We start from the raw sequence: 22761 nt of genomic DNA, 5'->3' as shown, positions 1-22761 counted from the left end.
GAAGGGGTTGGGGGATCCTATGACGATACGCAACACACATGCAGGTCACGCGCGGACGTTGTCGCTGTTCGGCGCGCTCGTCACCACGGCGATCGCGCTCGGCGGCTGCAACCTGACCGGCGATGTCGTTACCGGCACCGTGCCCGACGACTACCGGCAACGGCATCCGATCGCGGTCACCGAGGGCGAACAATCCATCGTCGTGTTCGTCGGCCGCGCCCGTGGCAATCTCACCGAAACCCAGCGCGACGACGTCATGGGGCTCGCCCGCAGCTGGCGCCGCGAAGGCACCGGCGCGATCGCGGTCGACGTGCCCGCCGACACCGCGAATGCGCGCTCGGCGCAGGCGGTGTATCAGGAAATCCGCGGCGTCCTGGCGTCGATGGGTGTGCCCGCCCACGCCATCACCAGGCGCTCCTACCGCCTCGACGATCCGCGCGCGCTGCCGACCATCCGCCTCAGCTATCCGAAGATGGCCGCGGTCGCCGGGCCCTGCGGCGTGTGGCCGGCCGACCTTGGTCCCTCGATCTACAATCCGAGCTACAACGAGAACAAGCAGTGGGACAATTTCGGCTGCGCCACCCAGCGCAATCTGGCTGCGATGGTCGCCAATCCGTCCGACCTCGAACAGCCGCGGACCGAGACCGCATCCTACACTCCGCGCCGGTCGATCGCGTTCCAGAAATACAGCAAGGGTGAGACGACCGCGACCACCTACCCTGAAGCCGATAGAGCCAAGCTGAGCGACGCCGGGAAATGACCGAACAACAAGACGAGCCACAGCACACCAACGACCACATCGCGCCGGCGCCGCGGATTTCCGTGCAGGCGTTCTGCGCCAGCGTCGCGACCGCCACAACGGCGCGCGCCGCCGCCGACGACCGCCGGCTCGCCAAGGCTCACCTCTCCGTCCACATGGGCGGCATCGCCGCGGCCATCGATGCCTATCACAAGGCGCCGACGCCCAATGTCATCATGCTGGAGACCGAGCCGGACACCGATTTGCTCGCCGCTCTCGATGAGCTCGCAACGGTCTGCGATCCCGGCACCCGCGTTGTCGTGCTCGGCGCGCCCGGCGAGACTGCGCCGTATCGCGAATTGGTCCGGCGCGGCGTCAACGATTACGTGATCGGGCCGGTCAAGGTGCTCGACATCGTGCGCTCGATCTGCGGTCTGTTCTCGTCCTCCGAAGCGGTCTCGGTCGGTCGCCTGATCGCGGTCGCGGGCGCCAAGGGCGGCGTCGGCGCCTCGACCATCGCCCACAATGTCGCCTGGACCATCGCGCGCGACCTCGGGTTGGATTCGGTCGTTGTCGATCTCGACCTCGCCTTCGGCACCGCCGGGCTCGACTACAACCAGGATCCGACACAGGGCATCGCGAACGCGGTGTTCGCGCCGGAACGTCCGGACAGTGCCTTCATGGAACGCCTGCTCGCAAAATGCGGCGACCATCTCAGCCTGCTGGCGGCCCCGGCCACGCTCGATCAGGTCTACGATTTTGGCGCCGAAGCCTTCGACGCCATCTTCGATACGATGCGCATGACCACATCCTGCATCGTGCTCGACGTCCCGCATCAGTGGACCGCCTGGACCAAGCGCGTGCTGGTCGCCGCCGACGACATCCTGATCGTTGCCGAACCCGACCTCGCCAACATGCGCAATACCAAGAACATGATGAACCTGCTCAAGGCCGCACGTCCGAACGACCGGCCGCCGCTCTACTGCCTGAACCAGGTCGGCATGTCGAAGCGGCCCGAGATCGAGGTCAAGGACTTCGCCAAGACGATCGAGAGCCAGCCGATCGCGACCATCCCGTTCGATTGCAGGCTGTTCGGTGAAGCTGCCAACAACGGCCAGATGATCGCGGAAGTCTCCGCGCGTCACCGCACCACCAGGACCTTCCTGCAAATCGCGCAGCGCCTGACCGGCCGCCCCGACCTCGCCGAGACCCGCGAATCATTCCTGTCGCCGATCCTCAAGAAGCTGCAGTCGCGCCGCAATGATGGACGCCGCGCTGCGGGCTAGCCTGACTTGAGACGTCGACTGATCTAGTCGCGACGGCTGGTCGCGACCGGGATCTTGTCCGCGTCGGTGCGGCTTGCGTCCCTGCGCGCCAGCAGCCGCTTCAATGCGGCGACATTGGCTGAGCCCTGCTCCGGCGGCAGATCGGCCTTCATGATGGTTTCCGCCTCGGCCTGGCGGCCCTCCAGGCCGACCACGACGGCGAGATTGGTGCGTACCCGCATATCGCCAGGTGCGCGCTCTCGGGCGCGGCGCAGCGTCTCCTCGGCCTTCGGCAGATCTTTCGACAGCAGGTAGGACAGGCCGAGATTGGAGAGCACCGAGGCATCATCAGGCACGATCTTGAGGGCGCTCGCATAATATTGGCGGGCCTCGTCGTGGCGCTCGAGCTGGTCGAGCACGGCGCCTTGCGCCGACAGGATCCGCCAGTCCGGATCTTCCGGCGTGTGGGCGCGCCCGAGCACGTCGAATGCCTGCTGGAAATTGCCGTTGTCGGCGAGCGCCCGTCCGTAGCCGGCGAGCAGCGCCTTGTTGCTGGGCTGCGCCAGCACCGCCTGCTCCATGACGGCGACCGCCTGGGCCCGCTGGCCGGTGGCACGGAGCGCCCGGGCGTATTTCAGCGCGGCATCGGTGTCTTTCGGGTTGGCACGGACGCGCTCGTGATAGGTCGCAATGTCGCGCCGGGGATCGGTGGGAGCCGGCGTGGCCTCCGCCGTTTCGCCCAGTGACCCGGTGATGTCGGACGGACCCGAGGTCTGACAGGCGGACAGCCCGATCAGCAGGATCACGGCGGATACCGAGCCGGCGAGACGGTTCATGCGGCCAGGGGGTCGGGGTAGTTTCTCAGACATCAACGAGACTCGGAACAGCGAAGGTTCCGGGATGCTCACAGCTTAACCCTAAGTTCCGGTTAAGGATGCCATCATCTCGCCGTCATCCGGCCCCGAAGCGGGGCCGGCGTGCCGGGCCGACCACCGGCTCTGTGCTCGAATCAGTCGACGAACTGGGCGCCGAACTCGTGCCCGATCCGCCAGGCCAGGCGGCACTGACGCGGACTGCCGCTCGAGAGGATGATGGTGAATTCCGGCGGTATCTCGAGATATTCGGCGATCACCTTGACGCCGCCGGCCGAGATGTCGGTGATCATGCAGTCACGCGGCAACGACCCTGTGCCCAATTGAATTTTGGCGACGCTCCGGCACTCACGGCGTTCGCTCTTGCGGCGATTGACAAACATACTGATCCCCAAGCCTTGCTGGACAGCTTCTCGTTTCCACCTTCATAGCGGGGAAAGATTGGGAACTGCCTAGCGGATCCAATCGCAATTGAACGGTCATCTCTAGGATTCGTTTACCGGGCTCGACAGGTCGCCGTCCGATCTGAGCCAAGCAGCGGCACGTGGTTTAGGGCTGTCCCGGTCCCGGAGCCGGCCGCCACAATTGGCCGGCCTGTTTCGTTGCAACCTCTTCCCTCGCTTCGGTTCCAGCGGGAACAAAGGGGTTGATCGCGGGTCAATTGGCTCTATAGCGTGAACCCTTCGACTCGAATTTACCGGGATATCCACGACGTATGGGAAGTCTTGTTCTGCTTGATCTGATGGGGGGCGTCGCGCTCCTGCTGTGGGGCCTGCACATGGTCCATAGCGGGATCCTGCGAGCCTTCGGGCCCGACTTGCGGCTGCTGCTGGCGAGAGCGCTGCGCAACCGGTTCACCGCCCTTGGCGCCGGGCTCGGCCTGACCGCCCTGCTCCAGAGCTCGACCGCGACCGCCCTCATCACCAGTTCCTTCGCCGCCGAGGAGATCGTCAGCCTGGTGCCCGCGCTTGCGATCATGCTTGGCGCCAATATCGGCACCACGCTGATCGTGCAGGTGCTGTCATTCAACGTCGCGGCGGTGGCGCCGGTGCTGTTCATCGCCGGCCTCGTCGCATTCCGCAGCGGACCGCGCTCGCGGATCAAGGATCTCGGCCGCGTCTCGATCGGCCTCGGCCTGATGCTGCTCGCGCTGCATATCCTACTCGATACGATGGCGCCGGCCGAGAATGCCCCGGGTGTGCGCGTGTTCCTGAACGCGATCACCGGCGATCCCGTGCTCTGCATCCTGATCGGAGCGGTCGTGACCTGGCTGGTCCATTCCAGCGTCGCCAGCGTGCTGCTCGTGATGTCGCTGGCCTATTCCCAGTTCATCTCCCCCTATGCCGCGTTCGCGCTGGTGCTCGGCGCCAACCTCGGCAGCGCCGTCAATCCGTTGCTGGAGGGCGCGCGGCGCGACAATCCGGCGAGCTACCGGCTGCCGGTTGGGAACTTGGTCAACCGTGTCGTCGGCATCCTGCTGGTGGCGCCGTTCCTGCGCCCGATCACGGAGACCATCTACGCCTGGCAGCCCGATCTCGCCAAGGCGACCGCGCTGTTCCACATCGCCTTCAACGTTGCGACCGCGCTGCTGTTCATCGGCGTTCTCGACCACATGGCGCGTCTGCTCGAGCGCCTGTTGCCCAAGCGGGCACAGGAGACCGATCCGTCACGGCCGCGCTATCTCGACGAGAGCGCGCTGGAGACGCCTTCGCTCGCGCTGGCCGATGCCGCGCGCGAGGTGCTGCATATGGGCGACCACACCGAGGCGATGTTGCGCAAGGTGATGGCGGCGATGCTGACCAACGATCGCGCTTTGGTCGACCAGGTATCGAAGATGGATAACATCGTCGACCGGCTGAACGAGGCAATCAAGCTTTACGTGACGAAACTCACCCGCGGCAGCCTGGACGAGCGCGAGGGTCAGCGCGCCATGGAGATCGTCGCGTTCGCGATCAATCTCGAGCACATCGGCGACATCATCGACAAGAACCTGAGCGAGCTTGCGACCAAGAAGATCAAGCATCGCCTGCAATTCTCCGCCGAAGGCGCCGAGGAATTGTCGGCGTTCCATAAGCGCACGATCGACTCGCTGCGGATCGCCTTCGGCGTGTTCATGTCGAGCGATGCCAACGAGGCGCGCCAGCTGCTCACCGAGAAGGCGGCACTGCGCGCGGCGGAACTCGCTGCCGTCGACCGCCATCTGGAGCGGCTGCGCGAAGGCCGGCCCGAGACCATCGAGACCACTTCGCTGCATCTCGACGTGCTGCGCGACCTTCGCCGCATCCATTCGCACATCTGCTCGGTCGCCTATCCCGTGCTCGACGCCGCCGGCGAGACCTCGGCCGATCGCAGGAATGCGGTGGAGGCAGCCGAGCTTCCGGCGCCCGGGCGGCTCTGATCAACCGGGCTGCGGCCTGCGCTACGTCGGCGGCCGGTGGTCGGAGCCACGCTGCGGCCGCGAAAATGCGGATGCGGCAGCGAGCTGGTTGATGCTGTCGCGCTGCCGGTCGAAGGCGCCAAGGAGATCCCCTTGCAGCACCCGGCCGCCTGACAGTTTCATCCGGAGCGGATCGACATTGCGGCCGTTGATCCGCACCTCGTAATAGAGATGCGGTCCGGTCGAGAGCCCTGTCGATCCGACATAGGCAATTGTCTCGCCCTGACGAACACGGTCTCCGACCTTCAGCCCGGACGGGACGCTCGCGATGTGGGCATAGGTGGTCTCGTAGCCGCGATCGTGACGCATGCGGATATATTTCCCGTATCCGGGTTCAAACCCTTCGGTCTCGACGACGCCGGCGCCTGCCGCCGCAATCGGCGAACCATAGGGCGCGGCATAATCGACGCCTTCATGGAAGCGGCGGTCGCCAAGGATCGGATGAATGCGCCAGCCGAAACCGTCGCCGAGCCGCCCGCTGACGACCGGCTTGCGCAGCAGGAACTTGGTGATGGACTGGCCGTCCTCATCATAGAAGTCGGAGCTGCCATCGTCCGGTGCCGTGAAGCGATAATAGCGGCGCGTCTGCCCGCCCGCCGCCAAGTCGATGAAAACCAGCTCCGGCTGGCCAATGTCGTTGGGAGCATAGATGATCTCGGCCGCATCGCTGTCGCCGAGCGGCTCGTCGAGGTCGAAATCGCGGCCACACAGCCGCATCAGTTCAGCGACGATCCCCTCGTCGACGTGATTGGAACGCGCAAGCGCGTTGAGGCCGTCACGCAGCGTCTCACCGGGCACCGAGTGCGTGTCGATCGAATCGCGTAGCGAGCTCTCGCTCCGCAAGGCGACGTCCGGCTGTTCCGGCGCGATCGCCTGGTATTGGCCGCTATCGGTGCGACCGACGGCCGCCACGGTGGAGTCCGCCCGTTCGATCGACACTTTCGCGACTTGGCCGCGTGACGAAGCAGTATCTCCGCTCTGCTCGACGATCGTGATTTTCTCGCCGCCGGACAGCGTCGCTTGACCGCCGGGCGACGGGAAAGCGGCAAGGATCGCAGGCGCATCTTTCGCAGCTGCGGCAAGCGCGCGCAGAATGGCCGACAGCGTGTCACCAGCTCTCGCGATGATGACGTGCCGATGGTGACGCGGCGCCGACGGAGATTTCGGAAGGCTGGTGACGTTGACGGCGTCACCGATCGGAGCAAGCGAATGTGGCGCGTCTTCATCGGCCGCATAGGCGCTGGTGCGGCCCGGCAGCGCACGGCGTGACGGACCTGCCCGTATGATGGCCGGTAACTCCGACACCACTTGCGAACTCGCGCGCTGCTCGTCCTTGCCGTCCGCCGGTGCCTCGCGACGATGGTCCTGTTGCGGTTCGGGATCGATCTCCGCCAGCCGCGCCGACACGCGGGTAAATCGACGGACCGCGCCGGCATCGCTCAATTGCTCGATCTTGAGTGCTGAAGAATTGCCTTGTGGGCTGGGCCTCCGATCCAGGCGATCGCCGCGCCGCGCCTCGTCGACCACCTGCCCTGTGAAGCGCGGAAGCGAAACGACCGGCGATGCTGCGAATCGCGCGCGATAGCCAAATGCGCCGCGCAGCGCGCCACACAGCAGCGCGACGGCCGCGGCGCCAATCAGAATCGTTCCCGCCATCCAGCGGATACTGACGGCGCGCCGGTCCGGCAAACCGCACTCGCCAGTCAGCGGCGGCTCGTCGAGCAATGCGACCTCGTTGGCGCGCGACAGATAACCACCCGCTTTGGTCGGTTCGCCACGGCTGGTCATCGACGGCCCTCATCCCTCAGTGCATGGACTCGGGATGCCGCCACGCCCACGACAAGCCGTAGATGCCATGCGCCTTGGGGCGATTGTTTGACCGTCGTTCGGATTCGGACGCATTGCTGTCGCGCCGAGCCGAATGCTGGAATCTGTCGAAACTAAAGGGGAGCCTCAGCATACCGCTGGTCGCACGGACCGCGGCGCGGGTCAGTTGTCGAGCGTCTTCGACGCGCTGCCGCGGTTCTTCACGATCAGCATGATGTTGCGGATGTAGATCAGGGTGGCGAGGCCCTGCCCGATGATGATAACGGGTTCGCGTTTGGCGAGCCCGTAGACCAGCGTCATCAGACCGCCGCCCATCGAGAAGAACCAGAACGCAATCGGCACCACGCTCTGGCCGGCGCGCTCGCTGGAAATCCACTGCACGAGAAAGCGCGCAGTGAAGAACAATTGCGCGATGAGTCCGAACGCCAGCCAGAAGTCGAACTTGGCGATGAACACGTCGTAGAGATAGGCGCTCAGCGCCTGGCCGTACTGAATCAGCATCACTTCACCTCGGTGACGCCCGTCACTTCAGTGACGTCCGTCACCTCCGTGACGAGCGGCGTCGGCTTCTTGCGGCGGATCAGCCACCACACGCCGGCCAGATCCATGATCCCGATCCAGAGCCGGTCGAAGAATCCATAATTCGACACGCCGGAATGGCGCGGGCGTCGACGACGTCGACATAGGCAATCGCCAGCCCCTCGCGGCGGACCAGTGCCGGAAGGAAACGATGCAATCCGTCGAAATAGGGCATGGTCAGAAACACCTCGCGCGGAAACGCCTTCAGGCCGCAGCCGGTGTCGCGGGTGCCGTCGCGCAGGATGACGCCGCGCACCGCATTGGCGATGCGCGATTGCAGCTTCTTGAAACCGGTGTCCTTGCGGCCGACGCGCTGGCCTGCGGCGAGGCCGACGCGGCCATTGCCGCTCTCGATCGCCGCGATCAGGTTGGGCAGGAAGGCCGGATCGTTCTGGCCGTCCCCGTCGAGCGTTGCCACGATCGCACCGCGCGCGGCGCGAACGCCACTTCGCACGGCCGCCGACTGCCCCGAGGAGACCGCGTGGCGGAGTTGCCGGAGGTTGCGCCGCTCCGTCATGATCGCACTCAGCCGTTCGCCGGTGGCGTCGGTCGAGCCGTCATTGACGTAGACGATTTCGTAGACCCAGCGTCCGTCGAGCGCCGCCGCGATCTCGGCGATCAGCGGCGCGATATTATCCGCCTCGTTGCGCACGGGCACGACGATGGAAACGGCGACCGGCGTCTGGTCGGAAACAGGCAATTCGGCACTCGTGGTTGATGTGGGGTTCGCGGCTGGAACCCGCCCGATCCGGCCGCCGGGCGACCGCTTTTATGGGGCGAAGGCGCTCCCCGCAACCCTTTTGAGGCGCTCTTCCGACGGTCCCGGCAGGGCCACGACCGTTCCATCGCGATCAATGGCGAAACCAAGGCGGCGGGCGGCGAACCAGTAGCGCACGGCCATTGCGCCGATCACGCCGACAGCCGCGCCGGCCACCACGTCGCTCGGATGATGGGCCAGCAGCACCAGCCGCGTCGCGATGATGATCAGCGCGTAGACCAGCATCGCGCCCCGTGCGCGCGGCCAAACTGCCGAAACGGCGAACGCCAACGCGAATGCCGTGATCGAATGTCCCGACGGAAAGCTCGAATAAGCCTCGGTGCCCGCGAAGTGCTGGAAGTTGAAGGCGTTGGCCTTGCCGCCGACGAACGGCCGCCCGCGGCCGACGACCCACTTGATCACTTCACCGACTGCTACCGACAGCGCGACCGACAGGAACAGGTATTGCAGCCTCGTGCCAAAGCCGAGCAAGGTCGCGCGCGGCACACTGCGCAGCGCAGGCGCCGTCAATGCGACAACAATCAGCAGCACACCCAGCGCACTTAGCACGTACTCGTCCTTGCCGAAATCGGTGAGTATCTTCACCCACCAGAGGCTCGGCGTGCCGCGTGGCGGCATCAGGCTGATCTCGGCGACATCGACCGCATACATCAGCGTGATGATCACGGCGCCGACGATGACGACGAACAAGAGTACGTGGCGCGCGGAGCGTCGCGCTGCCTCGGCCCGGCGCGAATGCGACGGTGCCCGCACAAGCTGGGCGAGGGACAGCCAGACCAGCGTCAGCAATCGTCCGAAATAGTTGGCGGATTCCGGGTTGGCTGGCGGCGCCGGCATGTCACTCCGTCCCTTCGGAACGGAAGATCGCAATCGAGACCGCCTTGCCCTGCGAGATGTTGTAACCCTCGATCCGTACCGGCGCGTTGTAGCGCAGGCCGATCGCCTCGGCGCGCTGCACGAAGGCGCGCTCCGAGCGCTGTTCGACCAGCGCGAAGCGGCAGGAGCCCTGCCCCAGGAAATCGGCGGCACCCGATCCATCGGTGAGCAGCGTCGAGGTATCGGTCATGAACACGAGGCTCGGCTCGTGGAAGCCGGCGGCCGCCGCCTTCGGGCCGACGCAGGTCACGTTGCGCAAGGCGCGCGCGACCTCCTGACTCGGAAACACGGTGGTGAGCCGCGGCAGCACCACGCCATAGGTCGCGCCCGCCATCAGCGCCGCGGCGATCACCGCGTTGAGCAGCGAGCGCTCGGCGCGGCTGTCCTCGAACATCCACCACGCGATCAGACCGAACACCATCGCGACGGCAAACAGCGGCCATGCCGGAAATACCGGCTGATGGATCGCCTTGATGGCGCCGACGATCACCAGCACAGCGCCGAACGCGGGGATCGCGAACCACCAGGCGGCGCCGCGCAACAGCCAGGGGGAGCGCGACAGCACACGCCGCTCCAGCGCGCCCACGGTCAGGATCGCGATCGCGGGATAGAGTGGCAGCACATAATGCGGCAGCTTGGTCAGAACAGCCTCGAACACGATCCAGGACGGGATCAGCCAGGCCAGCAGGAACTGCGCGCCGGGTTCGCGCCGCGCGCGCCAGACCGCAGGTGCCGCCAGGCCGGCCAGCGGCGCACCGGGCCAGAACGTGATCCAGAACAGCAGCAAATAGAGCCCGGGCGGCGCGCCGTGGGATTCCTGTGCGCCGAGCTTGCTCAACATGTCGCCACCGACCGAGTCGGCAAAGAAGGTCTCTCCGGCGCGCAGGAAGATCAGGACGAACCACGGCAGCACCAGCACCAGGGTCCACATCAGGCCCCAGACCGGACGCATCCGCCAGAACCACGCCGCCGAGCGGTCGAGTATCGCAAGGGCGGCCATCGCAAGGCCGACGAACATCAGGATCAGCGGACCCTTGAGCAGGATCCCGACCGCCAGCGCCGTCCAGAAGATCGCAGGCGGCCCCCATGATGGATGCGGCGGATCCTCACCGCGCTGCCAGGATAGATACACGCGCGCCATCGCGCCCATCGCCGCGGTGACCGTCAGCAGCAGCATGGCGTCGGTCTTGGCGAGCCGCGCTTCGACGCCGAGCAGCACGCAGCTTGCCATCATCAGGGCGGCCAGCACCGCCCCCTGTCGCGTCACGAAGGCGAGCGCCGTCCAATAGGTCAGCAAAACGGCGCCGATGGCGCCGATCAGGGACGGCAGGCGGTAGACCCAGATGCGGACCTGGGCACGCGGCACCCCGAGCGCGGAGATCGTCTTCAGCGCCGCCGCTTGCATCCAGTAGATGCCGACCGGCTTTTTGTAGCGGACGTCGTCCTGGAAGCGGATATCGACGAAATCGCCGCTCTCGACCATCTGCTTGGTCGCCTGGGCAAAGCGCACCTCGTCGCGGTCGACCGGCGGGATGGTGAAGAAGCCCGGCAGGAACAGCACCAGACAGGTCAGCGTCAGGAACAGGATCGAACGCCATTGGCTGGCCGTTGCGAACTCGAACGCCATGAACAGCCTGCGGCTCGAATGCGCAGGTTTTACAAACTGTTGCCCTGCTCCGAAGCGCCGGGGTTGGAGGCCGTCCACCATGGGTTTCGCATACGATGAAACCGCAGCGCAAACAACCGTGCTGTTCCGCTTTCCAACCCTGCCGTTCCGCTTTCCCGTGCGATCATTGCACGCGGATCACAACGGTATCCGCGGCACCCGTGGCGTCGATGACCGTGAGCCGCGCGAAGCCCGGCCCGGGCGGGTCGATCAGGCGCTGGCGACGGCTGTCGATGTCCCCGGCTGAGACACCATTGACGAGGACCGTCAGCGGCAGCACACCGCCGGCAACCTTGACCGGCAGCGGCGCATTGCGGCCGCCCTCGGATTGATCGACATCGATGCGTGAGCCATTCAGCGGGAACTGGATGTGCGGAGCCTGATCGTTGCCGCTGCGAACCAGCTCGCCGAGCGGCCTGAAGCGGCGCAGCGGCGGCGGCAGTTTGGCGTTGGAGGCAACCAGCACGCCCCGTGGCGGCTTCGGCAACGCCGCCGGGATTTTCCCGGTGCGCGCAAAGGCGTCGAACAGGATCGGCGCCGCCGCCGTGCGGCCGACCAGACCCGGCACCGGCGCACCGTCCGGGCGGCCGACCCAGACGCCGATCGTGATGCGGCCGTCGAACCCGACCGACCAGGCATCGCGATAGCCGTAGCTGGTGCCGGTCTTGAACGCGATCCGGTTATGCACGCCGTTCTCCGGTGGCGGCGTGCCGAGCAGGACATTGCCGACCTGCCAGGCGGCGGCCTGATCCATCAGTCGCATCGTGTCGCGGCCATCATTCTCCCGCATGATCTCGCGCAGCGGCCTGGTGACGCCGAGCCGCGCCAGGCCGGAATAGAGCTGGGCGAGATCCTGCAGCGTGATGCCGACACCGCCGAGACCCATCGCAAGGCCCGGCGCCTCGTCCTTCGGCAGCACGAGACTGGTGCCGGCCTGCTTCAGCCGCGACGACAGCCGGCTGGCGCCGACCCGGTCGAGCAGCGCGATCGCCGGCACGTTCAGCGACAATTGCAGCGCCTTGCGGATCGGCACCGTGCCCTGGAACGTCATGTCGAAATTTTCCGGCGCGTAGGCGCCGAAGCGGATCGGCCGATCCTCGATCAGGCTGTCGGGATGGACAAAACCATCCTCGAAAGCGAGCCCATAGATGAAAGGCTTCAAGGTCGAGCCGGGCGAGCGAACCGCGCGCGTCATGTCGACCTGCCCTGCCCGCCGTTCGTCGAAATAATCCGCAGAGCCGACACGCGCGAGCACGTCGCCGGTTTCATTGTCGACCACGACGATCGCGACGGAGACGTCAGGTCCCTGCGCGATGGCGCGATCGCGCGCCAGCGCCTCCAGGTTCCGCTGCAGCGTCGCGTCCAGCGTCAGCTTGATGACGGGCGCATCTTTCATCGTCGCGATCGCCTGATCGGACGAATGCGGCGCCAGGATCGGGATCTGCTTGCGCAGCTTCGGCACGGCCGTCGCCGTGGCCTGCGCGGCATCGTCCTTCGACACCACGCCGTCCTCGACCATGCGGGCGAGCACACGATCGCGCGCGGCATGGGCGGCGTCCGGATAACGGTCGAGCCGCCGCCGCTCCGGCGATTGCGGCAGCGCCACCAAGAGCGCGGCTTCGGCGAGCGAGAGCCGCTTCGGCTCCTTGCCGAAATAGGCGATCGAGGCGGCGCGCAAGCCCTCGAGATTGCCGCCGAACGGCGCCAGCGCAAGGTAGAGATCGAGGATCTGATCCTTCGAGAGCTGCTGCTCCAGCTCGACCGCGCGCACCATCTGCCGCAGTTTTGCGTAGATCGAACGCTGGTGCCGCGGCTCGATCAGCCGCGCCAGCTGCATCGTGATGGTCGAACCGCCCGAGACGATATGGCCGCTGGTGAGCAGCTGGAATGCGGCGCGCGACAGCGCCAGCGGATCGATGCCGTGATGCTCGTAGAAGCGCTTGTCCTCATACGCGAACAACAGCTTCAGATAGCCGGGATTGACCGACGTCTTCGCATCGACCGGCAGCCGCCAGCGTCCATCCGCCATCGCATAGGCGCGCAACAGCTTGCCGTTGCGGTCAACGACTGTCGTCGAGACCTGCTGCGCCTGCGTGAGCGGCAACGCTCCGAGCGAGACGACCCAGGCTGCGCCGGCTGCGACCAGCGCTGCGACGGCGCCGATCGTCAGGACGGATTTGATCCGCCGCCAGCGCGATCCGCGTTCCGCTGCTGTCCTCAACGTTGCACTCATTTCGCCGGCTTCACCTCAACCGCACCGGTGCCGCTGCGGCCATAGCGCGAGGGGTTGTACATGTCCTCGACATAGGCCTGCGGCAGCACGTATTTGCCCGGCGACACTGCACGCACCACATAGGCGACCGTGAACACCGACTTGTCGTTGGCGCCGCGGTCGATCGCCGCTGTGAAGTGGTCATCGCGGAACTCGGTGTTCTTCGGCTCGACACCATCCTCGATCCATTCGAGCGTGCCGGAATCGCCCGACGACACCAGGTGCGGGTTGTCGATCTCGAGTCCGGCCGGCAGGTAGTCCGCCACCATGATGTGCCCGAACTCCGGTTTGGCTTCCGTCACCTTCAGGACAACCGCGAAGCGGTCGTTCTGTTTCGCCTTGGTGACATCGGCCGGCTTGCCGTCGAGCGTGAAATAGCTGCGCTCGATCTTGAAGCCGTTGGAGGCCGCGGGTTCCGGCGTGACCGGCGAGCCGGACACCGAGACCACCGCCTGCACCGGCGCATCGCCGGTGTTGGTGATCTTCAGCGGCTGCCCCGTCATTTCCTCGGCCTTGTAGCTGCGATAGACCGCGGTCTTGACCGGCTGACCGTTGATGTCGAGCGCAAGCGTCTCCTTGGCGAGCGCGCGCGCCGCCAGCACCATCCACGCATTCTCCTGCGTCGAGGTGTAGGGCGACAGCCCGCGCGCCGCTTCGACTCGCAGCACGGCTTGCGTCAGCGTGGTGCGCGGTGCGTTGCCCTCGCCCGCGAGCGAGACCAACGCTGCGGCATCACGCAGCGCCGAGCCGTAATCGACCCGGCCGAACTCGATCACCGGTTTCGGGTTCAGCGCGTCGAGCGCGGCACCATAGACCCGCTCGGCCCTCGCTCTGTCGCCGACCAGCGCCAGCGCCGCGGCGAGCTGCGCCTTGGAGATCGGCGTCGCCAAATTGTTCAGCTTGGTGTCGGCGAGATAGCGCAGATCACCGATCGGTGCCGCACCATTGCGCGCGAGCACGTAGAGGCCGTAGGCCAGGTCGCGGCCGCCGTCCTTCTCCGGCTCGTTGGCATTGACCACCGAGTTCCTGACGCGGTCGAGCGCGCTCTTGAACAGCACGTCCGGCACCGCAAAGCCCTTTTCACGGGCCCGGGTCAGGAAATCAGTGACATACGCATCGAGCCAGGCGTCGTCGCCGCCCGCCGACCACAGGCCGAACGACCCATTGGAGCCTTGTCGCGCGAGAAGCCGCTCGATCGCGTCGCGGATGCGCTGGTCGACCGCAGTGTCCATCGCCAGATGGGCGCCGGCGGCGAGATCGTTGACATAGAGCAGCGGCAGTGCGCGGCTCGTGATCTGCTCGGAGCAGCCATAGGGATAGCGGTCGAGCGCCTTCAGGATGCTTGCAGCATCGAGCGCGGTCGACAGGCTCGCCGAGACCGAGACGCTGCCGGTGCCCGGCACGAGGTCGGAGAACATGTCCGACGTCAGCGTCAGGCTCTCGCCCTTCGCCAGCGTGCGGATCGAACGACGCGCCAGCACTTGCGTCGCCGGTTTGACGTCGAGCGCATAGTGCCGCGCCAGCGTCAGCCCGTTCGGCCCGGAGATGTCGACGTCGAAATCGGCGCGGCCTGCTCCGCCTGCCTCGAGCCCGAGCGACAGCGAGCTGCGCTGCTTGGCGGCGAGCTTCACGGTCGTGGTCGGATTGCCGGAGGCCTTGATCGGGCCGCTCGCCTTGACGCTAATGGCATAGTCGCCGGCGGCGCCTTCGACATTGTCGATATCCATGCTGATGGTGCCCTTGTCACCGGTGAGCAGGAAGCGCGGCAAGGTCGCGGTCACCACCACCGGATCGCGCACGGTCACGTCGACATTGGCGCGGCCGAGCTTGGTGGCGCTCCAGGCCACCGCCATCACCCGCGCGGTGCCGGCGAATTCGGGGATGTCGAAGCTCACTTCGGCGGTGCCGTCGGGGCCGACCGTGACGATGCCGGAATAGAGCGCCAGCGGCTTCTGCGTCGGCGGCGAGCCTTGCAGCTCGGCACCGGCGGCATCACCGCCGCTGCGGATCTGGCCGGTTGTGCCCTGCATGCCGTCAATCAGCTGGCCGTAGAGGTCGCGGATCTCGGCGGTCAGGCGGCGCTGGCCGAGATAGTAGTCATCCGGCGCGGGCGGCTTGTAGTTGGTCAAATTGAGAATGCCGACATCGACCGCGGCCAGCACCACCTTGGCGTCCTCGCCGGGATTGAGCCCGCCGAGCTTGACCGGGATCTTCAGCGTCGAGCCCGGCCGCACCAAGGCGGGCGGCGACAGCGCGACGGCAAGCGTGCGCGTCTTCTTGTCGATGCCGAACCATTTCAGCCCGATCGCGCGGCCCGGCATACGCCCGGCGGCGGCATCGAGCGGACGGCGCAGCGTCGTCATCACATAGGCGCCGGTGCCCCAGTCCTTGCCGACCTGCAGCTTGACCTGCTGGGTGCCTTCCTTGACGTCGACGCTCTGGGTCGTCAGCAAGCGATCGCCGAGCACGTAGACCGTGAGCTTGCCGGCGGTGCGTGCGTTTACCGACACCGTCATGGTGTCGCCCGAGGCATATTCCGGCTTGTCGATCGAGGTTTCCAGCAGATCCGGCGTGTCGGCGCTGCCGTCGGAATACCAGCCGACGTCGAACTGCACCGAGGTCACCGGGCCGTCGGCGTCGGTCGACTTGACGTCGAGCCGATAACGGCCCGGCTGCGGCTGGAAGGTCAGGCGCATCGGCTTGTCGGCGGCGAGGTTGACGTCGCCATCGGACACGCGGCGGGTCGACTTGACCGGCTCGTACTGCCAGGACGAATTCTGCCGATACCACTGGTAGCGCGACTCCAGCTTCAGCAGCTCGTAGCGCAGTCCGTTGCGCGGCAGCTGCTTGCCGTCGGGCGCGACGAACACGACATCGAACTCGGCCTTGTCGCCCTCGGCCACGCTCTTGTCGCCGAACAGCGGCTTGACGCCGATCAGCGAGGCGCTGGGGGCCACCGGCAGCACGATCTTGCGCTCGACCGAGCGGCCGCCGCTCTCCGCCATGCGGATGAAGATCTGGGCCTCCTGCGGCCGGGTCGAGGCCGGCACCTTCTCGAGCTTGACCGGGAAGCTTGCTGCGCCATTGGCGTCAGCCTCCGGCAGGTCCTCGATCGGGGTCCGCTCGTTGCTCGCGGTCTGTTCGTCATCGACACCGAACTGGTAGCCGGCATAGCCGGGCCGGCCGTTTGCTGCGGGCGCCACCAGCATGTCGCCTTCGAGCTGCAGGCCCGAAGCCGGCGCGCCATAGAGGAAATGGCCCGAGACCTGAAGTTCCACTGGAACTTCAGCTTTGATCACCTTCTCCTTGCTGGTCAGGTCGAATTCGATCCGCTCGGGGATGTAATCCTCGACCATGAAGGTGGTCTCGCCGACCGACGAGCCCTTGGGATCGGTGAAGACGCGGGCCCGCCAGGTGCCGGTCGGCACGGCGGAGTTCAGCGCCACCGCCAGCATCCGGCCGCCGGCGCCCTGGTCGGGCAGCACGGCGCGGCGGAATTCAACGCCATCCGGCCGCTCGATCACCATCGTCAGCGGGGTCCCGGTCAGGGCATTGCCCTGGCCGTCGCGCAGCAGCGCGGTCAGGTAAACGGTCTCGTTGGAGCGGTAGACGCCGCGCTCGGCGTAGACGAAGGCGTCGGCGCCGGCCGGGATGGCGCGCCCGGCGACGCCGCGGTCGGTGAGGTCGAACGCGTTGGTCTTCAGGCTCAGGAAGGCATAGTCGGACTTTTCACCCATCACCGTGAGCAATGCCGGCGACAGGCCGCCCTCGCCGCGGGCCAGCCCCTGCTCGAACAGCACGTGGCCGGCCGCATCGGTCTTGCGGGTGGCGAGGATCTCGTTGTTGCGGGCGACCAGCTTCACTTCGGCGTTGGCGACCGGTTCGGTCGAGGCCAGCGAGTTGACGAAGACGTGGATACCGTCATTGCCGGAGAAGGCCGACAGGCCCATGTCCGAGACGATGAACCATTGCGTCGCCAGGGTCCCGTCGTCGTCGGTGCCCGGGCCCTTGGCCGCGGCGGTCATCACATAGACACCCGGCTGCAGGTCGCCGAGCGCCTGGTCGACCGGAAATGCCGTGACCACATCCTGGTTCAGCGTGGTGGCGGTCGCAAGCTCACCGGACCACACCTTGACGCCGCGCTGGCCGCCGAGATCGGACAGCTGGTAGCGGCTAAGCGTGCTCTGGAAGTCGCTGTCGATCACCGTGTTGATCAGGTTTCGGTCGCCGATCCGGAACACGTCGACCGTGACTGCCGGCGTGTTGACGCTAACCACCGGGATACCGCGCTGGCCGGTCCGCGGCAGCACATAGGCCCGCCCCGTGAACCGCACGAACGGCTTGCGGTCACGGACATAGATGTTGAACTCGGCCGATTTCGACAGGGTCTCCTTGACGCTCGACGGCAGACCGGCGCGCAGATTGATGTTGTAGCGCTCGCCATGCTTCAGCCCGTCGACGCAGAGCTGCTGGCCTTCCGCCGACAGGGCCGGCTTGTCGGTGCCGGCCAGTGCCAGGTACGGCGCGAAGTCGACGCGCTTGGCCAGTTCCTCCGAGAACTGAAAGCAGGCTCGCGGCGAGGCCGCATCCGAATCGACGGTATAATCGAGCAGCCGGAAGCCGTGCTCGTCGCGCATCTTTTCATACTGGCCTCTGACATCGGCCACCTCGCGCAGGTCGAGCGACAGCCGCAGCGCGTCGAGTGCCGGTCGCCACAGCTTGCGCTCGGCGAGCGCCTTGCCGAGCACGGCCAGCGAGTCGGCTTCCTCCCCCGCGTTTCCGGCGCGCTGATAGGCGATGTAGGCGGCGGTGGAGGCGCGTTCCATCAGGAAGGTCTGTTCGCTGGAGCTCGCCGACCGGATCTGGAAGACGGTCTTGGCGAGCCGCAGCCAGTTGGCGCCGTCCTCGGGCGCGGTCGCCGCGATCTGGCCGAGGATCGTGAGCCCGCCGCGGAAATCGTTGCGCTTGAAGGCGGCGTCGGCATCGGTGCGCAAGGTCGCCGCCGACTTGTTGACCGCGCCCGCCTCGCTCTTGATCTGGGCTTCCAGCTTGATCGCGGAATCGGCGAGATCGTCGCGTTTGAAGGCCTTGTCCGCAGCCTGGGCGCTGACCATGCCGAGCGCCAGCGCGGCGCAAAGTGCGGCGGCACGAACCAATCCGATCATGATGGAGCTCCTGAACGCCCCGCGGTCGACCGCCGCGTTGGGGCTAAAAATGCGCGAAAAGGTGACGGAGTGAAGGCGCGGACATGAACGGACGAAAACGTCGCAGATCGCATTGCCGACATCCTTCGACAAGCCCCGGCGGCAGTGTCAGGCCGGCCCGGCGGACTGGTCAGGTCAACGCAGGGCGGGACCCCTGCACGCCTTTGTCGCTCGCCCCCAGAAATCGGTTCGGACGGACTTGGCGGAAAGGCGGATTTTTCATAATGGCGGTGCTACAAGGCGGCCACGGTCCCGTAGCTCAACTGGATAGAGTAGCGGATTTCTACTCCGCGGGTTGCAGGTTCGAATCCTGCCGGGATCGCCAGTTCATTTCCAGCTCCGTTTTCTCAGTGGGTCGCGATTGGTTTTTGGCTCACCCGGTCAGAATCACCGATCATCCAATGCCTGTCCCGAAATGAGCTTCACTCCGTTGCGAGCCATCAACCCGTAGTCCCGTAAAATCACGACCGGGACAGGACCAGGGCAGCTGGCGTCGGCCGGTTAGGTTAAGAACAATACATCGTTGCTGCATCCCAGATTGCCGGGATAAACCTTGGCGTGGCGTTTGAATATTTTTGAACAATGCCGGACGGCGACATCGATTTCTTCCGGTCGCGCGAACAGTTCTATTTTTCAGAAGCAGCCTTGATCATGACCGGTTCGTCGAAAAAGATGCTGAGCTGGGATGTTTCTGCGGGAGACGACCCGGCGCAAGCAGCAGCCTGCGCTGTCCTGTTGTGCCTCACGATCCTCGCCGTAGTGCTGATATTTGTCAGTGCCGGCAGCCATCCCGGGATCGACTTTTCGTGTTTCTGGGGCGCGGGCACGATGGCGATCGAGGGCCGCGCGGCGACCGCCTACGACTGGCAGCAACTGCATCAGCTGCTCGTCCAGATGCAGCCGATCACTCACACCACGTATCCTTACGATCGGATGCCGGTTCCGTTTTTCTATCCGCCGGTGTTTTTCCTGGTTCTGGCACCGCTGGCGCTCCTGCCGTTTTGGATCGCGTTCTGGGTTTGGAGCGCGGCCAAGCTGCTATGCTGGCTGCTCGTCGTTCATGCGATCCGGCCACGTTCCGCCGCAATGCTGCTTGCGCTCGCCGCGCCGCCTGTCTTCTTTGATTTCATTGCCGGCCAAAGTGCGCTGCTCGCGGCATCGCTGCTCGGTCGCATCCCGTTGACGTTGGACAGGCGCCCGCTGCTGAGCGGCTTCCTGCTCGCGCTGCTCATCTTCAAGCCTCAATACGGCGTTCTGCTTCCTTTCGTACTGATCGCGACCAAGCGCTGGCGTGTCGTCGTCACGGCCAGCCTCGTGGCGCCCACCCTCATCCTGCTCACGGGGGTCATCTTCGGCTGGGATACTTTCAAGGGATTTCGTGAGGCGGCAACTTACGCGGCGACGCAGTTTCACCTCAGCGGCGCGCTGCCATGGTATAAATTGCAAAGCAACTATGGCCTGTTTCGGTTTGCCGGCCTGGACTACGGATCGGCGATGTCGTTGCACATCGCAATCGCGGCAGCCTGCGCGATTTGGGTGCTGATCATGTGGCGCCGCCAGGTCAACTTCGCGGTGCAAGCCGCGAGTTTGCTTGCGGCAACGCCGCTCGTTTCTCCTTACTTCGCCATCTACGATATGCCGATCCTGGCGATCGCGCTGGTCTTTCTCATGAATGCGGACACGGACGAGCGGATCGCGCCGCGCTCCAATCGTCGTGTCTTTCGGATCGGTGTCGGCATCGTGTTCACGCTGGGATACGTTTTCCCGCTCGTGTTGTGGCCGGTCGGCCCGTTCATGTGCGCGACCGTGATCGCGGTCATCTTGATGAGTTACCGGCATCGCACGGCGAGCGAGACAAGCGCGGGCGCACCGTTGCGAGAGCCGGCCAGCGTTTGAGGGTCGCATCCGCCGCGGAAGGCGGCAGGCCGCGGCTGGGGCAAGGAGCTCATACGTTCGGTTCCTGCCCGTATCGCCTCCCTATGAAGCCATGTTCAGGAAGCCACGAAGCCGGCCGGAAACAAACCCGGCGTAGCGTCCCATTACTGGACCAAAGGGGATTCGGTCATGTGGGATTTCATCAACGAATTGTATCGGGATTTTTGCCTGGCTCGCCTGCAGGAGATGCGGAAGCTTGAGCACCATATCTGAACGGGCGCGGAGCATGGACAACGATCAGCCCTTGGCCGGCGCCATCCTCACGGCGATGGTGATTGCCGCGGTGGTCTGGGCCACCATCGGACCTCCGCCTGGGCACAAGAAGGTCAGCAGCCAGCACCAGACGGTCGCCAGACGCTAATCCCCGTAAGACTCCGGGGCATTCGAACCTTGGCGCCCGTCTTGCAGACAGACCATGACTGGGATTGCGGGCCCAGATTGAAACAGGGCGCCGCCGGGACAATCCATTTCGAGCCCGGCGGCGTAGTTTTTTCAGACCGAGCAGCGTGGTCGTGGCCGGCGCATTTTTGCGGCGTGGTGGTCGGCTGCACTTTGCCTGGCGGATGTGTCCGCCAGCTCAGCCGGATCGCCGCAAAGGCCCTCCCGTTGGCGGCAACACAACCCCGGCTCTAAAACTCTCTTAACCACAAGCGAAGGCCGCGGCGGGGATCGTGGAGCGATTGCGCATCATCGGCGTTGTACGGCACCATGCGTACGACGGGTCATTGGGTACTGCGTGCGATCTGCGGCGTGGCAGCGCTCGCCGCGCCCATCACGACGGCCGAGGCACAACAGGTACAGGCCGGGACGCTCGCATGCCGCGGCGGCCCCGATACAGGTTTCATCCTCGGCCCGGTGACCAATCTCGACTGCGTGCTGCACGTCGAGAGCGCACCGGATCGCCGCTACGTCGCAGCCATTCCCAATCTTGGTGTTTTCATCGGCGATCAGGACGTCGCGTTGACCTGGAAGGTGATGGCGCCGGTGCCGTGGCTCGGACTCGACGATCTCGCCGGCAGTTACGCGCACGCCAGCGGCGCGGGCGACAATGTTCTCGCCGGCGGCACGAATGCGACGATCGCGTTGCATCCGCTCGATGACAAGGATCCGGCAATTCCGCCGGTGAAAATCGAGAGCCTGGAGATTCGACCGATGGATCACTGATCGCGGCTTGAGCCGCGTGCCGGCTGCCAAAATGCACAGCGCCGTCCGCTTGAAATATAGGCGGACGGCGCTGCTCCTAGCCCCAGGAAGGTGATGCAAAATCCTGACGGCTCCAAGTCTGCACGTTCTGTGCCAGGCATCATGGCCCATATGGGCTATTTAGCTGCAGAGAAACGAAGATAGGCTAAGCATCGAGGCGCTGGTGACGGTGCCTCACGACCAAAGTGTCAACTTGGCCTCGGCGTGGCCCACGCGCTGAGGCCTTTTCTTTTTGATGTTCACGGTCTGCTCTGAAGTCGCGTCTTGTTCCTTATCATTCAACGCACGAATACTTCCGTAGTTCTCCGTGCGTGAACAAAGTTCCGGCAGCACCTGCTGCTGCGCGACGCATTCGGTTCGTGACATTGCAGGTTGCCGCGATGGTTTGCGGCGCGCTTCGCCTCGTGATTTTTCTTAATCCGGAATTGCCTTCGCAAAGCTATTGTGAGCGCGTGCGCCGTTCGCCGATACGTCAGGGCCGTCATGGAAGATTCCGTCCAGATCCGTTGCACACGCTGCAAGAACGTCTTTCGCGATCGCGCCAAGCGGCTGCAGAACGGCTACTCGCGTCAATGTCCAAGCTGCGAGATCGTCCTGTTCTTCGACGAGGACTCGTACGATGCAAACATCAAGCGCGCGATGCGCACCGCACGGCGCATACGGAAGGAACTGCGCGAAAGCGAGGGCGTGAGCACGAGACAGGCCACCGCCGCCCCGCGGCGATATGGCGGCCGCTCGGCATCGAGCTCGCGCGGAACTGAAGACGACGGCGACGATTGAATTTGCGCCGCGGGCTATCGAACTATCCGCCGCGGCCGGCATTCTCCGACGCGCGGTCGAGCCATTGGCGGGTCGCTTCGTCACTCCAGCCAGGAACAGCAAAGCGCGCCGGTGGCGTCGCATCCGCGGGCGCGCGAACGGTTGCGGGTTGCCGTGCATGAGGGTGATGCCGTGGTGCGGCGTCCGCGGACGCGCACAGCATGACCAACAGACCAAGTGCCAAGACAAAGCGCATCGCATTTGCTCCTGACCACCATCGCGATCGCGCCGAGAGCGCTCTCACCTCGCCCGCTTGCTCGGCCGATGTGCCATTCCCATGCAAATCCCG

16 protein-coding genes, 1 tRNA gene and 1 pseudogene are annotated in these 22761 nt (G+C 65.5%); 8 read left to right on the top strand and 10 right to left on the bottom strand.

Annotation, left to right across the window (positions count from 1 at the left end):
* Window positions 1–19: 19 nt before the first annotated feature.
* The gene (locus AKN84_RS05085; protein WP_050419675.1) at window positions 20–760 is read left to right on the top strand and encodes a CpaD family pilus assembly protein; all 741 of its coding nucleotides are present in this window, start codon (window positions 20–22) and stop codon (window positions 758–760) included.
* On the top strand, window positions 757–2025 hold the full coding sequence (locus AKN84_RS05080) for a CpaE/TadZ family protein (protein WP_050419674.1): 1269 nt from the start codon (window positions 757–759) through the stop codon (window positions 2023–2025). The genes AKN84_RS05085 and AKN84_RS05080 overlap by 4 nt, the downstream gene beginning before the upstream one ends.
* Before the next feature lie 23 nt (window positions 2026–2048).
* On the opposite strand, the gene AKN84_RS05075 is transcribed toward AKN84_RS05080, so the two are convergent.
* Together AKN84_RS05075 and AKN84_RS05070 are read right to left on the bottom strand one after the other, a co-directional pair.
* On the bottom strand, window positions 2049–2873 hold the full coding sequence (locus tag AKN84_RS05075; RefSeq protein ID WP_050419673.1) for a tetratricopeptide repeat protein: 825 nt from the start codon (window positions 2871–2873) through the stop codon (window positions 2049–2051).
* Between the two features lie 140 nt (window positions 2874–3013).
* Complete coding sequence (locus AKN84_RS05070) at window positions 3014–3259, bottom strand: PilZ domain-containing protein (RefSeq protein WP_021079298.1); 246 nt, start codon at window positions 3257–3259, stop codon at window positions 3014–3016.
* A gap of 332 nt (window positions 3260–3591) precedes the next feature.
* Here AKN84_RS05070 and AKN84_RS05065 point away from each other — a divergent pair, with 332 nt between their 5' ends.
* Complete coding sequence (locus AKN84_RS05065; protein ID WP_050419672.1) at window positions 3592–5274, top strand: Na/Pi cotransporter family protein; 1683 nt, start codon at window positions 3592–3594, stop codon at window positions 5272–5274.
* Between the two features lie 21 nt (window positions 5275–5295).
* Here the strand turns inward: AKN84_RS05065 and AKN84_RS05060 are convergent, their stop codons facing one another.
* The 7 genes and pseudogenes from AKN84_RS05060 to AKN84_RS05030 all read right to left on the bottom strand — a co-directional run bounded on the left by AKN84_RS05060 (window position 5296) and on the right by AKN84_RS05030 (window position 18476).
* Entirely contained in the window at window positions 5296–7101 is a 1806-nt protein-coding gene (locus tag AKN84_RS05060) for a M23 family metallopeptidase (RefSeq protein ID WP_050419671.1), read from the bottom strand.
* Window positions 7102–7302: 201 nt separating this feature from the next.
* A complete protein-coding gene (locus AKN84_RS05055) occupies window positions 7303–7641 on the bottom strand; it encodes a lipid-A-disaccharide synthase N-terminal domain-containing protein (protein ID WP_050419670.1) in 339 nt (112 codons plus the stop codon).
* Window positions 7641–8419, bottom strand: a pseudogene (locus tag AKN84_RS05050) (glycosyltransferase family 2 protein). Before AKN84_RS05050 ends, AKN84_RS05055 begins: the two are co-directional and overlap by 1 nt.
* A gap of 69 nt (window positions 8420–8488) precedes the next feature.
* Complete coding sequence (locus tag AKN84_RS05045; RefSeq protein ID WP_050419669.1) at window positions 8489–9334, bottom strand: phosphatase PAP2 family protein; 846 nt, start codon at window positions 9332–9334, stop codon at window positions 8489–8491.
* A gap of 1 nt (window position 9335) precedes the next feature.
* Window positions 9336–11081, bottom strand: a complete 1746-nt coding sequence (locus tag AKN84_RS05040) for an ArnT family glycosyltransferase (protein WP_050419668.1) — start codon at window positions 11079–11081, stop codon at window positions 9336–9338.
* Between the two features lie 82 nt (window positions 11082–11163).
* Complete coding sequence (gene pbpC, locus AKN84_RS05035) at window positions 11164–13272, bottom strand: penicillin-binding protein 1C (RefSeq protein WP_050419667.1); 2109 nt, start codon at window positions 13270–13272, stop codon at window positions 11164–11166.
* Window positions 13269–18476 carry an alpha-2-macroglobulin family protein gene (locus AKN84_RS05030; protein WP_050419666.1) on the bottom strand — a complete coding sequence of 1736 codons (5208 nt, stop codon included), beginning with the start codon at window positions 18474–18476 and terminating at the stop codon, window positions 13269–13271. The genes pbpC and AKN84_RS05030 overlap by 4 nt, the downstream gene beginning before the upstream one ends.
* A gap of 287 nt (window positions 18477–18763) precedes the next feature.
* On the opposite strand from AKN84_RS05030, the gene AKN84_RS05025 reads away from it, so the two are divergent.
* The 4 genes from AKN84_RS05025 (at window position 18764) to AKN84_RS05015 (ending at window position 21614) form a co-directional block, all read left to right on the top strand.
* Window positions 18764–18840: transfer RNA gene (locus AKN84_RS05025), tRNA-Arg, on the top strand.
* Between the two features lie 257 nt (window positions 18841–19097).
* A complete protein-coding gene (locus AKN84_RS05020) occupies window positions 19098–20411 on the top strand; it encodes a glycosyltransferase family 87 protein (RefSeq protein WP_244484930.1) in 1314 nt (437 codons plus the stop codon).
* Between the two features lie 235 nt (window positions 20412–20646).
* Window positions 20647–20811, top strand: coding sequence for a hypothetical protein (locus AKN84_RS47180; protein WP_157863249.1), 165 nt, complete (start codon window positions 20647–20649; stop codon window positions 20809–20811).
* Between the two features lie 389 nt (window positions 20812–21200).
* The gene (locus tag AKN84_RS05015; protein WP_157863248.1) at window positions 21201–21614 is read left to right on the top strand and encodes a DUF992 domain-containing protein; all 414 of its coding nucleotides are present in this window, start codon (window positions 21201–21203) and stop codon (window positions 21612–21614) included.
* A 213-nt stretch (window positions 21615–21827) separates the two neighbouring features.
* Here AKN84_RS05015 and AKN84_RS05010 read toward each other — a convergent pair whose 3' ends face one another.
* Window positions 21828–22019, bottom strand: coding sequence for a hypothetical protein (locus AKN84_RS05010; RefSeq protein ID WP_050419664.1), 192 nt, complete (start codon window positions 22017–22019; stop codon window positions 21828–21830).
* Between the two features lie 117 nt (window positions 22020–22136).
* On the opposite strand from AKN84_RS05010, the gene AKN84_RS05005 reads away from it, so the two are divergent.
* The gene (locus tag AKN84_RS05005) at window positions 22137–22433 is read left to right on the top strand and encodes a hypothetical protein (RefSeq protein WP_050419663.1); all 297 of its coding nucleotides are present in this window, start codon (window positions 22137–22139) and stop codon (window positions 22431–22433) included.
* Window positions 22434–22761: the final 328 nt, after the last annotated feature.

This window comes from Bradyrhizobium tropiciagri, assembly GCF_001189845.1.
GTDB classification, from domain to species: domain Bacteria; phylum Pseudomonadota; class Alphaproteobacteria; order Rhizobiales; family Xanthobacteraceae; genus Bradyrhizobium; species Bradyrhizobium tropiciagri.
Note: the sequence above shows the minus strand (reverse complement) of the source record. Positions and strands in the feature narration are given on the sequence as shown.